Source organism: Flagellimonas chongwuensis (assembly GCF_013376415.1).
GTDB classification, from domain to species: Bacteria; Bacteroidota; Bacteroidia; order Flavobacteriales; family Flavobacteriaceae; genus Flagellimonas; species Flagellimonas chongwuensis.
Window position 1 is genome coordinate 430,996 of sequence record NZ_WYET01000001.1, and the last position, 14,075, is coordinate 445,070.

Genomic DNA, 14,075 nt, shown 5'->3' on the forward strand with positions numbered 1-14,075 from the left:
TCTATGGTTCCACGTGGAACATTTTAATCTTTTCATCTTCTTTATCACGCATCAACTTGGACTCTTCTTTACTCTTGTCTCCATATCCCGCGAGATGCAAAATACCATGACTCATCACCCGGCGGAGTTCGTTTAAAACATCTTCTTCAAACTCCTTGGCATTCTCTTTAACTCTATCAGTTGAAATAAAAATATCACCTGAAATGGTACTCCCATCTGTATAGTCAAAAGTAATAATGTCCGTGAAGGTATCATGTTTTAAATACTCCTGATTCAGCTCCAACAAATATTCATCTGTGCAAAAAATATAATCCACTTGACCGACAGAAAATCCTTCGGATTGTATAACCCTATTTACCCAATCGGCATACTTGGATTTGTCCTCGATCAGCAAATCACTTTTAAAATGAAACTCAATCATTATCGAAATAAACCTTTACCTTCCTTTCAAAATTTTGCCGCAAAGGTAATGCTTGTCTATTTAATATTTCAATGCTATTCCGGTAATCTTGAAGCAGTTCTGGTTTGGTGGTAACCGGGTTTACATATTGATTTACATTAGTATTGCTTTCACGCTCCTTTTTTTCTCCCTGCTCCATGGAAGCGTTCTCCAACTTCATCAATTGATGTTGAATATTGTTTGCCTTGCTCCGGGTTCGGTCTGTGATGCCATTCTCCAACAAATCGTTTTCAAAATCCTCCATTTGTTGGATTAATTTTTTAGCAAGATTCTTGTCGGACTGTTGCATGATATCTTCCAACTGCCGTTCCAAGTTTTCTCTTAGGAACTGCTGTTCCTTATAAATCTCATACACCTCATTAAGATTCATTTCATCAAGTCCATTTCCAGTTGATTGTCCTTCCTCACCCTGACCAGAGCCTTGCCCTCTTTCTCCTTTATCACCTTCCTGTCCGTTCTCACCTTTACCTTGATTGCCCTGTTGACCTTCTTGTTGGCCCCCTTCATTTTCACCACTTTGTTGGCCTTGCCCTTCCGAGGGTTTACCCTGCTGGCCAGACCCATTCATTTTTTCCTGAATGCCTTGCTGACCTTTTATAATGTCTGGCAACTGAAAGTCTTGACCCTCTCCTCCACTTCCTTGACTAGGGCTCATATTCTGTTGCATGTTGTCCAAAATATTGGCCAGAAAATCTGCAAGTGCATTGGTGGCATTGATAACATATTGTTGATATGAAGCTCCCTGATAAATTTGATTCTCGGCTATACTTTCTAGTGATTTATCAATGTTATAATAAACTTCGGTAATCTGCTCGTTTACGAATTCAGACAACTCTGCCCTGCGTAGAGAAAGTGCGAAAAGACTATCATCCACATGTTCAAATAACCTCCTTAAGTTTTGCTGGTCCTTTACTGTGCGTGAAAACTGTGAAATGTCAACATCGGCAGTTTGTATTTTGTCAAAAAGGTTCTCTTGTTTAAAAGAAAATGTGACCAGATTATCCAAAATTTGACGGAGCATTTCAGCATCCTCAGCATCACTTTCTCCTCCACCCATGGAGCTAGACTTCATGGACTGGCTCATCTCACGCATTTTCTGTGCAGCAGATTTTTGCTTTTTGGTTGCATTGTTCTCTGCTTTTCTCTTATCGTCGGTCTGGGAGGATTGTTCCATTCCTTGGTGCTTATTGATTTCCTCCAAAGCATCCTTTTGGTCCTCTTTTACTGCATCGGTCTTGTTCTTATCCGTATTTAATTCCAAAGGCTTTTGCAATTGTTCGTTGTCCTTCTCCAATTCACGTATTTCTTTTTCCAGATCATTGAAATCCTCATTAAGCTTTTGTTGTTCTTTATCACTAAAATCTTGACCTAGCTTTAACTCTGAAAGTGTTTCCTGTTTTTTAGCCAATTCATCCAGTTCTTTGGAAATTTGGGAAGCTTTCTCAGTAACATAATAACGTTTTGTCAACTCTAAAATTTGCTCTAGGTTACGGTTGTTCTTTCCTTGATTTTTACCCAACTCTTCCAACCGTCTTTGCAAATCTTCCTTATCGATTTTTTCAGCAATTTTTTCAAGCTCTTCGAGTAGGGCGGCATTCTTTTTTGCTTCGGCTTCTTGACGTTCCAAACGTTCTTGAAGCATCTTCTTCATTTCTGTATCCTCAGAATCTTTATCAATGCTTTTGTTCAGATCTTGACTGAACTTCTGCATCAACTCTTCTTGCCTCTTCTGTTGTTGCAAGAAATTTTTAATCTGGCTTTTATCCTCAAAACTCAGGGATTTTTCTTCTTTCTGAAGATTGTTCAGCTCCGATAATTTTTCCTCTTGCTCTTTAAAAGATTTCAAAGACTCACCCATTTTGTTCAAAGTGGTGTTCTGAAACTCTAATTCTTTGTTATTCAATTCGTTATCGTTATAAAGGGTAGCATCAAAGACAGCACTTTTGGTAATCTTTCCTCCCCTAATCCCGTCATTATCAACGATTTCAAAGAACAACTTGTATCTTTTTCCGGACTCAAGGGATAAACCAGATGGAAATGTATAGTAGAACTGATAGACATTTGTATTTGGACGTTCTAGAGATAACCGTTGTATTGCATTAGCATCGTCGGATGGATAACAGACCAATCGAATCTCACTTAAACCATGATCATCAGCAGCTTGACCCGTATAGTAAGACTCATTCGGGTTCAAAGAATCGAGAACCTGATCTACCTGGACGGTCGCCTTGGCATCCTTGACAACATTCAATCGATAAGCTAACCTTTCAAAATCCTCAACCCTTTTGTTCGAAGTGGTCAACTTATACTCAAAATCAGCATACAATCGTTTTGTTTTGGAAAAAAGGTTATTCTCCTTTGTGAAAGAAAGCGTTGTGTCCGCCGAAATCATTTTAATATCTTCAACATAGTCTCCTTGAATCTTCCAAGTAACTTTTGTCCCTTCTGGAACTTCTGCATTACCCGTTCCAGTAATTGTTTCGGACATGAGGTTAAGATACTTCGGGTACTCCAATTCCAGTGTAAAATCGACTAAAGTAGGCGTCCTAAAACTACTTACATTATAACTTCTGGAATTCCAACCGTTCGCCGACAAATAAAAACTCGCTTCAGGAACAGGTGGTTGAAAAGTATATTCATAATACGACCCTCTATTCTGCATTAAAAGTGCTTCGCCGTTCACCACAATTTCCACATTGTCCGGACGCACATCCCCAACTGTCTTCACTTGTATTGTCAACGCCTCGTTGTCCATCACTTCCAATGTGGAGTTCATAACCTGAAAGGTAAATGGCGCTGGTTTTTCGTAGGCCATATCGTAGTGCATTACCCTTTGGTGTGAATTAAAAAAAGAAACGATGTCGCCGGTTATCCAAATCAAAGTGAAAATAAATATTGGAATTATGATGTATTTCGCGTAGGCATAACTTTCCTTCAAATTAACGGCCTGAGCAAATGGTACAGGCCCCAAACTGGATGCTCGCTGCTCGATACTGGCCAATAGCAAATCTGACTTTTGTGGGTTTTCGGACAACTCTAATAAATTCAACAACTTGTCATCCACATCAGGAAAGTGCTTTCCTATCAACTTGGACGCGGCTTTATTATCAATCCCCTTTCTCATTCTGAAGAGGTACATCAACGGTACAACTACATATCGAAATAACAAATAGACTTCAACAATTACAAAAAGGACGAACAACATCAATCTCCAAGAATTATCCAACCAAAGGAGATATTCAAAAGAGGTAATGGCAATCCAAAACATGGTGCCCAAGGTTAAAAACAAGAAAATCCCCTTTATCAATTGCTTGGTATAAAACCTTTTGATAAAGCTCTCCAGCTTAGCCAATATGTTCTGATATGCACTCAAAATGATGAATTTGTATTACCAAATTACCCGATCCGTTGGAAAAGAGCAGAAAAAATTTGTTAAACCTCCTTTTACCAAACCTTTGGAAATATTGAAACACGCTGCTACAACCCTTTTCAATTCATCGGTATCAATGTATCTTTGCGTTCCAATACAGCCCTATTATGAATCAAAAAGTACGAGTTCGATTTGCACCAAGCCCAACAGGACCCTTACATATCGGTGGTCTTCGCACTGCTTTGTTCAACTATTTGTTCGCTAAAAAAAATGATGGTGACTTTGTACTTCGCATTGAAGATACAGACCAAAACCGCTTTGTTGAAGGCGCGGAAGCATATATTATCGAGGCGTTGAACTGGTGCGGTATTCCTTTTGATGAAGGGCCTGGAAAAGAAGGTGACTTTGGACCGTATAGACAGAGCGAGCGCAAACAATTGTACAAATCATACGCTCTCGAGCTTATTCAAAAGGGTAAGGCATATTATGCTTTTGACACAGCTGAAGTTTTGGACCAACATAGGAAAGACCATGAGGCCAAAGGGAAAACATTTATCTATAATTGGCATAATCGTTTAAAACTGACCAACTCTCTTTCATTGACCAATGAGGAGGTCAAGGCTAAGATTGCTGCAGGTGAGGATTACGTAATCAGGTTTAAGTCTCCTGAGAATAAAGAATTACTCCTTAAAGATATTATCCGCGGAGAAATAAAAATAGATTCAAATATCCTTGATGACAAGGTGCTGTTCAAAAGTGATGGAATGCCCACCTATCATTTGGCCAACATTGTTGATGACCACTTAATGCAAATTACCCATGTTATCCGGGGAGAAGAATGGTTACCGTCCTTAGCGTTGCATTCCCTATTGTATGATGCTTTTGGTTGGGATGCTCCGGAATTTGCCCATCTTCCCTTGATCATGAAACCTGTGGGCAAAGGAAAATTGAGTAAGCGTGATGGAGAAAAAGGAGGCTTCCCTGTTTTTCCGCTCACGTGGAACCAATCCGAAGGATATCGTGAGGCCGGTTTCTTCCCTGAAGCCGTGGTGAACTTTTTGGCTTTGTTGGGATGGAATCCTGGAACAGAGCAAGAAATATTTACTTTAGAGGAATTGATAGACTCCTTTACTTTGGAGCGGGTAAACAAATCAGGTGCACGTTTCGACCCAGAAAAGAACAATTGGTATAATCAGCAATGGTTACAAATCAAGACAGATGAAGAACTTGCGGAACTGTTTTCAACTGAACTGAACGCAAAAGGGGTTTCAGTAGAGCAAAGCTATATCAAACAAGTAGTGTCGTCTATAAAGGAACGCGCAAACTTCGTGAATGACTTTTGGGAGCTGTCAGATTATTTCTTCCAGGCCCCTACCTCCTACAACGAAAAAGCTGTCAAAAAACAATGGAAAGAAGATACTCCAGAAATTATGCAGCAGGTTGTAGAGGTTTTGGAAAACATCGAAGACTTTGAATCATCCAGAATTGAAGATACCGTTAAGGCCTGGATTGGAGAAAAAGAACTTTCCTTCGGAAAAGTGATGCCACCACTCCGTTTGGTCATTGTTGGTGACATGAAAGGCCCTCATCTTTTTGACATAATGGCCTTGATCGGCAAAGCAGAAAGTATAGGCCGTATCAAAGCTGCCATAGACCGACTTTAGAATTCAAAAGAAATGTAACATTATTTAACAATTGGCTACTAATACTTTAGTCAAGTTTCGTAATTTCCATTTCTAACATAAATTCTAAACACTATGGGCAACTATTTAATAATACCTATTGCGTTTGTAGCGCTTATTATCCTATTTAAATTTTTCTTTATTGTAAAACAACAAACGGCCGTTGCTATCGAACGTTTTGGTAAGTTTCACAGCATCAGAAGTTCCGGGCTTCAAATGAAAATTCCGATCGTAGACCGTATAGCGGGCCGGTTGAGCCTTAAAATTCAACAATTGGACGTTATCGTTGAAACAAAAACCTTGGACGATGTTTTTGTCAAACTCAAGGTTTCCGTTCAATATGTAGTGATTCGAGATAAAGTATACGAAGCCTTTTACCAATTGGAATATCCGCACGATCAGATTACATCCTACGTGTTTGATGTAGTGCGCGCCGAGGTTCCCAAAATGAAACTGGATGATGTCTTCGTAAAAAAAGATGATATCGCCATTGCTGTTAAATCCGAATTACAAGATGCCATGTTGGATTATGGGTTCGATATTATAAAGACACTGGTAACCGATATTGACCCGGATGCACAAGTAAAAGCTGCCATGAACCGCATCAACGCTTCGGAACGAGAAAAAATAGCTGCCCAATTTGAAGGTGATGCCCAGCGCATCCTTATTGTAGAAAAGGCAAAGGCCGAAGCGGAAAGTAAAAGACTTCAAGGTCAAGGTATAGCCGACCAACGTAGGGAAATCGCCAGAGGTCTGGAAGAGTCCGTAGAAGTGCTTAACAAGGTGGGAATCAATTCACAGGAAGCATCAGCGCTTATAGTGGTAACGCAACATTATGATACCCTACAAGCAATCGGTGAGGAAACTGATACCAACCTGATCCTATTGCCCAACTCACCACAGGCGGGCAGTGATATGCTGAACAATATGGTAGCTTCCTTTACTGCAAGCAATCAAATTGGTGAGGCTATGAAACGTAAACAGAACCAAAAAGATGCCGGAGATGCATAGATGCTCTAAAAACCATAAAAAAGGCCGCTCTACTAAGCGGCCTTTTTGTTTTATGACAGATTCATAATCAACTGAATTTGTTCATCAGCTTTTTTGCTACAATGGTAAGTGCCAATTTTTGGAGCAATGGCGCCATGCCAGCTAATATATTGGTCGGGTACAGTTCCTCCTTGGTTTTTTGTAAGGACAACTTCACCTGTTCCTCATCTATCTGTCTTTGTAATTTTAAGATTTTAAGGTCCCTATCAATGTCTTCGAATGATGTGTATTGTGCTTTGATCATAATTCATCAAAATAAAATTTAGAAAACTTTTTTAGGAGTGGGCTTTCAAACTTCTTCCTTAACAAGAACAGAAGCAAACCAATCAGTACATAAAAACCTCCGACTATTAAAAAACCTTGCGAAGTACTTTCCAACAGTGTTCCCAGCCAAAATGCAGCACTCAATGAAAGAAACAGTAGGGCCAAAGAGGCCACACAACCAATTATTAGCACCTTGGTAGCCATGGTAACTCCTCTCATCATGGACTTAAAGCTTTGAAGCCTGTAAAAATCAAAACTGTTTTTTACATAGGACCTCACTCCTTCTTCTACATGGTCTATCTGTTCTTTAATTTCTTCGAAGGCCATATATTACTTCTGTAGTTGGGCATTCTTTTTTCTTAGATCTTCCAATTTCTTCTCAAGGGCCACCAAAATGTCATCTGCTTTATAGCTCATGCTAGAAAGCGTGTCTTCCAACTTTTCCTCGAATTCCACTTTTTTGGCATCGGCAGATTTGCTGAATTCCTCTTTGGCGTGTGTAAGACTTTGTGAAATATCATCTTTTGCCTTAACAGCACTTTTCTTGATTTTTTTTCTGGTTCTTTTTCCCTTATCTGGTGCGTAAAGAATTCCAACACCTGCTCCTACAAGAGCTCCTGTTAATAGTGCGGTTAGAACATTTCCTGTGTTATTTGACATAATATTGATTCTTTAAATTAAACTTGATTTTTAAATCGAGGGCAAGTGTGTTGCCCGAATCGATTTACTCAAAATTATATCACAACATACACAACGATCGATTCAATCGAACGAATGATTAACGCTTTAGCTATTTTTTGATGAAATAAGGCAAATAAAGGTCCGTAAGTCGCTTTTTTGACTTCCAATAAGGAAATTGTAAGGCCTTAAAATATTGGCAAATAAAACCCGCCTAATGAAGTCATTTTCCATAACAAACTTCAATGGCGGGTTTAAGTTCTATAAGAAAATGTTATGCTACTCTTTTTGTTCCAATTTGGCCCAGGTATCCCTTAAAGTGACTGTTCGATTGAACACCAAATGTTCCGATGTTGAATCTTTGTCAACATTAAAATAACCCATACGTTGAAATTGAACCCGATCACCGATTTTGGCATCTTTCAAACTTGGTTCCAAATAACCGGTTACTTTTTCCAACGATTCGGGATTAACAAAATCCATAAAATCCTTTTCCTTATGGCTATCCGGTGTCGCATCGGTGAACAAACGGTCGTACAATCTCACTTCAGCCGTTATGGCATGTGGTATGGAAACCCAGTGAAGGGTTCCTTTTACCTTTCGCAGACTTTCCTCTGTACCGGAACCACTTTTACTTTTGGGGTCATAAGTACATTGTACTTCCACAATGTTCCCGTTATCGTCCTTCGTGCAACTTTCCGCTTTAATGATGTATCCATTTTTTAAACGGACCTCACCTCCAAGCTTTAGCCTAAAGAATTTTCGATTGGCTTCCTCCCTGAAATCTTCCTGTTCAATATAAATCTCTCGGGAAAAAGGGACTTTTCTACTTCCAGCTGATTCGTCCTCGGGATTGTTCTCGGCATCCAACCATTCTTCCTTGCCTTCTTCATAATTGGTGATAACAACCTTTAAAGGGTTTAAAACAGCCATAACGCGCGGCGCAATCTTATTCAAATGCTCCCTAACATGAAAATCCAACAGGGAAACATCAACAACATTATCGCGCTTGGCTATTCCAATGGTATCGGCAAAATTCCTGATGGATTCAGGGGTAAATCCTCTTCTTCTCAATCCAGAAATTGTGGGCATCCGAGGATCGTCCCAACCCTCAACAACACCTTTCTCCACCAATTGAAGCAATTTACGTTTACTGACCACGGTGTGACTTAAATTTCTTCTAGCGAACTCACGCTGTTTAGGTCGTAATTTATCAGAAGATACCACTTGGTCCAAAAACCAGTCGTAGAGCTCTCTGTGTGGTAAAAATTCCAGTGTACACAAGGAATGTGAGACTTGTTCTATGTAATCGCTTTCACCGTGTGTCCAATCGTACATAGGATAAATACACCAATCGATATTTGTTCGGTGGTGCGGTTTATGAAGAATCCTGTACATCACTGGATCACGCATTAACATATTGGAAGATGCCATGTTTATTTTGGCCCGAAGTACATGCGCACCATCGCTGAATTCACCGTTCTTCATTCCTTCAAAAAGTTCTAAATTCTCCTCAACAGAACGATTTCTATATGGACTTTCTTTGCCTGGTTCTGTTGGAGTTCCCTTTTGATTGGCTATATCTTCGGAAGACTGACTATCGACATAGGCTTTGCCATTCTTAATCAAAATAACGGCCCAATTGTATAGCTGTTGAAAGTAATCGGATGCATAGCATTCTGTGTCCCATTCAAACCCCAACCAACTGACATCCTTTTTGATAGCCTCTACATACTCCTTCTCTTCTTTGGCCGGATTGGTGTCATCAAACCGAAGGTTTACAGGGGCATTATACCGTAAGCCCAAACCAAAATTCAAGCAGATGGAGCTTGCATGCCCTATGTGTAAATAGCCATTCGGTTCTGGAGGAAAACGGAATCTTAACTCCTCCTTTTTGTAATCATTTTTTAAGTCGTCCTCAACAATATGTTCTATAAAATTGAGCGATTTAGCTTCTTCTGACATACCCATAATTTGATGCGCAAATGTAGTAAAATCCCTAGTTCATAGCTATTTTTCATGCTCTTGTGTATACAAACTAGGCGATTTCACAACAGTTTTGGTATCACCTACAACAATATCTTTCCTTTCGACGAAATTAGAGACATATTTGTTATTGGAATACTATATGATGAAAAGGCGCCTGAACACCGTCTTTTTGAATGAATTACAATTAAGGGGCACAAACTAACAGGGCTATTAAGCCCATAACCCTCTTAAAATCTAACGGTGATGAAAAAAAGTAATTCAACGTATAGCATTCTGGTCTTGGCCTTTGCCTTTATGCTGCTGGGCACTTTTGGAGTACAAGCCCAAGTGTTGTATAAACCAGAACCAGCTGCCAACCCCAACCTTGGGGGAAATGTTGCATGGGATGCCATCTGTGCTTCCAGTGAATTTAATCAATACTACGTCGGCTTTAACTGGGACCCGCCCTTGGTGGCCAGCAACAATAAGTTTATACTGGAGCTTTCGGATGCCAATGGCTACTTTTCCAACCCTACTGAACTTGCCAGTGTAAGTGACAAGAACCAGGTTTTCGACTTTGTCTTTCAGTTTTCTCTTCCTTCGGATATAAGGGGAGATAATTATAAAATGAGGGTTCGGAGTACTTCTCCTGCCAAAACAAGTCCCGCTTCGGATGCCTTCACCATGTATTATATCGATTATAAAGCTCCTTTGCTCATCAGTGAAAACGGAAGCGGAAATATTCCTTCAGAAGGTAAAATACAAATTTGCGGAGGAGGCTCAGTAACTCTTAAGCCTCATAATATCCCCAATGCAGGAACATATATCTACAATTGGTACCGCAGTGGTACCCCACTTGCCGAAAAAACAGAAAGCATCACCGTTTTTGACCCCGGCATGTACTATGTAGAATTGGACTATGGGGATTGCTCAGGTTCTGCAAACACTATGTCCAATTATATTGAAATATCAACCGGCAACAGTGCTGGACTGGCCATTAATGGTGCAAGCAGTATTTCTCTTTGCCCAGGTGAATCCCATTTGTTGCAAGCTAACATCAGCGGCCAAGGGTTGACCTATAAGTGGTATAAAGATGGAGCGGTTATTAGTGGGCCCACTGTTGACGCCAGCAGTTTTACCGTAGATGCGGGAACCAGTGGTTTTGAAGGGTCTTATAAAGTTGAAATATCGGGTTCTGGTGTTTGTACCGAGTTGTCAGCTCCGGTTACTGTATCCAACTCAAGCTCATTCGAAATTACCTTGGACAACGAAGAGAATATTGTACTCCTTCCTGCCCAGACCAAAACATTATCAGTAAATACTACAGCATCCAATGCAACATATCAATGGTATAAAAACGGCGTTGCCATCACCGATGCCACCAATAGTACTTTAAATGTTGATACCATTGGGGAATATTATGTAACCGTAACCGACAATGGCGGGTCGTGTACCCCAGCACCAATAGCCTCGGCCACAACAAAAGTAGTATCGCCAGAATCGTTTGAGTTTGTAGTGGACTATATAGGAACTTACGGCTCTTGCGAAAGTGTTGATGCCACCTTGAGCCTTACCACTATCAATGCTGTTAGCGGCAACGGTTCCAAAACGGATGTAACCACAGACCTTCAAAACTCTTTTGATTATCAATGGAAACTGAACGGTAGTAATATTGCTGCGGAGACCGCCAAAACTATTACCGTTTCAAACCAAGAAGAAAATGGGGCGTATGTCCTGATCGGAACCCTGAACGCTTTCCAGGCCGCTTCCAACTCACTACAGGTAAAATTGGCTTCCAACGAAACACTTCAAATTACGGCAAACGGTACTGTATTCTGTGAAGGCGGAGAACCTATCGTGTTGGAGAGTACAACGGATTTGACCGATGAATCATTTGAATGGAAAAAAGACGGAACCGTAGTCAATACCTCATCACAAAACTTAACTATTAGCGGACCAGGTGTTTATCAACTTGTCATCACTTCAAACGATTGTCCATTAGTATCAAATCAAGTAACCATTACCGCATTTGATGAATCATTGTTGGTATTGGACAAGTCAAAAGACCTCATCATTATTGAGGGTGAAACAGAAACGCTGACAGCAAGCGGAGCAGATTCATATGAATGGTACGATGCCGGTAACAACCTAATTTCTTCCAACAGTTATTACGACTTTACCGAAGAAGGTGAGTACCTGCTGGTCGCAACCTTTGGAACCTGTACCGTAAGCAAGGTCGTTACAATTACCTACAGGGATATGTTTGCCATACCGAACGTTATAACCGCCAATGGAGACGGTATCAACGACCTTTGGGTATTGCCAAACACCTATTCCCGTGACCCAAATGTTCTCGTCACCATATTTAATGAGCGAGGAGAACAAGTATTTAGCCAAGCGGGCTATGAAAATAATTGGCCACAATCCACCACTTCTTTCAACAAACAGAACATGATCTTCTATTACAAGGTCACACGTGGTGGCAAAAGCCTAAAACAAGGAACCATCACTGTTATTAAATAAGCAGCAATGCAGACCAAAAAACCTCTACTATTACTTGCCCTTTTGTTACTTGTCTTCTCCGGAATGAGAGGACAGGAAGAAGGCGCATATGTACCTTATAACGTACCCTCCCAAAACCTTTTAAAGTTTAATAGGTTCTTGCTGAACCCAACTTTTTCCACAGTAAGGGAGGACAAGTCATACATCAACCTTTTTCATAGAAACCAGTCGGTATCTTTTGATGATAATAATCAGGTGTATTTCTTGAGTTATAGTGGTAGAGTAAGCGATAGGAGCGGTGTTGGTTTAAGCTTATTTACCAACCGTGAAGGGTTGTTCAACAATTTTGGAGTGCATGCCAACTATGCATATGGCGTGCGTCTGAGCCCAAAAAGCACCTTTACCTTTGGGGCAAACGTCAGTTACTATCAAAGTGCATTCAATCAAGATAGGGCCAATTCCGTCGATTTTGACCCACTGTTGGGTACTTTGGAAAGCAGTTCGTTAGTGAGCTTTCAACCTGGGTTCAACTTTTCCATTGGAAAGTTCGACATTGGTGGTTTTGCCGAAAACCTTTTTGATTACAACTTAAAAACAAGTGAATCGGTAACCGACTTCAACGAAAAAACCTACTCCGGACACCTACAATATACCCATCAGTTTGAAAATGGTTCAGGTATAATGGAACAAGCAAGGCTGATGCCTTTGGCACGGGTTCGCAAGGTTGGAGAAGAAACCATAACCCTTGGAGGTAACCTGATTCTTGACCTTCCCAAATTGGGTTGGGTACAAGCTGGTTACGATGATTTTTATGGTGCTTCCGCTGGACTTGGTTTTAACCTTACTAAAAATATCTCACTCGGATATACCGTAGAAAAAGGCCTTTCCAACGAGTTTGAAAACTTTGGCGTTACCCACGAAATCTCTTTGGCCTATTCGTTTACTCCTAACCTGACCGAAGATCGTGTGATGTTGGAAAAAGAAGGAGAAGAATTAGTTTCCAATGATGAGAATGTTCCACAAGATAGTTTGAACATCACCGATAAAGACCTTGAAATAGCCCGTTTACAGGACAAACTTGCCGAAAACGACGCTATTTTGGATAAGTTGCTGATGCGTCAGGATTCCATTGAGTCCACTCGTAAAAAGGACTTGGAAAGACGTTTTGAAACTGTTATGAAAATGGTACAGCGGGAAACCCGTGGCCAAAACCCCACATTGGAAGAAAAAGCCAAAGCGGTATATTTTGCCAATATGGATAGCGCAGATATCGTCACTCGAAGAAAGCAACCTGTTGCCAATCACGGGCTAACCAATGACACATCCACAAAAAAGGTTATAAAAATCAATGAGGCTAAGGATAATACCAAAGTCACATATGCCTCAAATACCGCTTCTGAAAAAGATAATACATACAGACCTACAAAAAGCAAAAAAACAACCGGGTTCAAATCCCACGTGGTTCCAAATGTGGAAAGCGGACACTACCTCATCGCCAATGTATTTAGGGACACAGATAACCTTAATGCGTTCATTGAAAAACTTAGGGCCCAAGGTATAGATGCCGACTATTTCCAGAACCCAAAGAACGGACTTAACTACGTTTACATTGGTGACTTCGGAAGCAAAACCGATGCCTTGGAAGCCTATCATAATAAGATGAACGGTACTTACCAAGGGGATGCCTGGGTGATGAACGTAAATGGCAATGATTCACAAATTGCCGGATACTCGGGTCAAGTGAATAATAGCGGCTCCAAGTACGGAACTGGACAATTGTCCAAAAATGTAACAGGTGTTTCCAACGGGAAAAACCATGTGGTCATTAGAACACAATCCGGAGATGGATTACCAGAAGGATATTACATAATCGCTAATGTTTTTGATAACTCATCAAGTGCAAAGCAATTTGTTAAAGAATTGAATGCTAAAGGGTTGCACGCGAGCTACTTTGTCAGCCCAGCTGACAAGAACAGGTACGTGTATTTAAAAAGACACGAGACCTGGAACAACGCCCTAACATCTTACTACTCCAAACTTAACGCTTCGTATGACGACGATATGTGGATTATGCGAATCAAACCAAACACTACCATTTAAT

At 40.5% G+C, this 14,075-nt stretch carries 10 protein-coding genes; 4 read left to right on the plus strand and 6 right to left on the minus strand.

What is annotated here, in order from left to right; all coding sequences use genetic code 11:
* Window position 1: 1 nt before the first annotated feature.
* The gene (ybeY, locus tag GUA46_RS01950) at window positions 2–421 is read right to left on the minus strand and encodes an rRNA maturation RNase YbeY (RefSeq protein ID WP_176619081.1); all 420 of its coding nucleotides are present in this window, start codon (window positions 419–421) and stop codon (window positions 2–4) included.
* Window positions 414–3,833, minus strand: a complete 3,420-nt coding sequence (locus GUA46_RS01955) for a hypothetical protein (protein ID WP_176619082.1) — start codon at window positions 3,831–3,833, stop codon at window positions 414–416. Before GUA46_RS01955 ends, ybeY begins: the two co-directional genes overlap by 8 nt.
* Before the next feature lie 164 nt (window positions 3,834–3,997).
* Here GUA46_RS01955 and gltX point away from each other — a divergent pair, with 164 nt between their 5' ends.
* Both gltX and GUA46_RS01965 read left to right on the plus strand, forming a co-directional pair.
* The gene (gltX, locus tag GUA46_RS01960; RefSeq protein ID WP_176619083.1) at window positions 3,998–5,494 is read left to right on the plus strand and encodes a glutamate--tRNA ligase; all 1,497 of its coding nucleotides are present in this window, start codon (window positions 3,998–4,000) and stop codon (window positions 5,492–5,494) included.
* 93 nt (window positions 5,495–5,587) lie between these two features.
* Window positions 5,588–6,523 carry an SPFH domain-containing protein gene (locus GUA46_RS01965; protein WP_108245635.1) on the plus strand — a complete coding sequence of 312 codons (936 nt, stop codon included), beginning with the start codon at window positions 5,588–5,590 and terminating at the stop codon, window positions 6,521–6,523.
* A 67-nt stretch (window positions 6,524–6,590) separates the two neighbouring features.
* Here the strand turns inward: GUA46_RS01965 and GUA46_RS01970 are convergent, their stop codons facing one another.
* The 4 genes from GUA46_RS01970 to GUA46_RS01985 all read right to left on the minus strand — a co-directional run bounded on the left by GUA46_RS01970 (window position 6,591) and on the right by GUA46_RS01985 (window position 9,469).
* Window positions 6,591–6,806, minus strand: a complete 216-nt coding sequence (locus tag GUA46_RS01970) for a DUF6327 family protein (RefSeq protein ID WP_108245636.1) — start codon at window positions 6,804–6,806, stop codon at window positions 6,591–6,593.
* Window positions 6,803–7,153 (minus strand): LPXTG cell wall anchor domain-containing protein, encoded by a 351-nt coding sequence (locus GUA46_RS01975; protein WP_108245637.1) that lies wholly within the window; start codon window positions 7,151–7,153, stop codon window positions 6,803–6,805. Before GUA46_RS01975 ends, GUA46_RS01970 begins: the two co-directional genes overlap by 4 nt.
* 3 nt (window positions 7,154–7,156) lie before the next feature.
* Window positions 7,157–7,486 carry a YtxH domain-containing protein gene (locus GUA46_RS01980; protein ID WP_108245638.1) on the minus strand — a complete coding sequence of 110 codons (330 nt, stop codon included), beginning with the start codon at window positions 7,484–7,486 and terminating at the stop codon, window positions 7,157–7,159.
* 297 nt (window positions 7,487–7,783) lie between these two features.
* Complete coding sequence (locus GUA46_RS01985; protein ID WP_176619084.1) at window positions 7,784–9,469, minus strand: glutamine--tRNA ligase/YqeY domain fusion protein; 1,686 nt, start codon at window positions 9,467–9,469, stop codon at window positions 7,784–7,786.
* Window positions 9,470–9,736: 267 nt separating this feature from the next.
* Here GUA46_RS01985 and GUA46_RS01990 point away from each other — a divergent pair, with 267 nt between their 5' ends.
* Together GUA46_RS01990 and GUA46_RS01995 are read left to right on the plus strand one after the other, a co-directional pair.
* Window positions 9,737–11,995 (plus strand): T9SS type B sorting domain-containing protein, encoded by a 2,259-nt coding sequence (locus GUA46_RS01990; RefSeq protein ID WP_176619085.1) that lies wholly within the window; start codon window positions 9,737–9,739, stop codon window positions 11,993–11,995.
* A 6-nt stretch (window positions 11,996–12,001) separates the two neighbouring features.
* Window positions 12,002–14,074, plus strand: a complete 2,073-nt coding sequence (locus tag GUA46_RS01995) for a PorP/SprF family type IX secretion system membrane protein (RefSeq protein WP_176619086.1) — start codon at window positions 12,002–12,004, stop codon at window positions 14,072–14,074.
* Window position 14,075 lies beyond the last annotated feature (1 nt).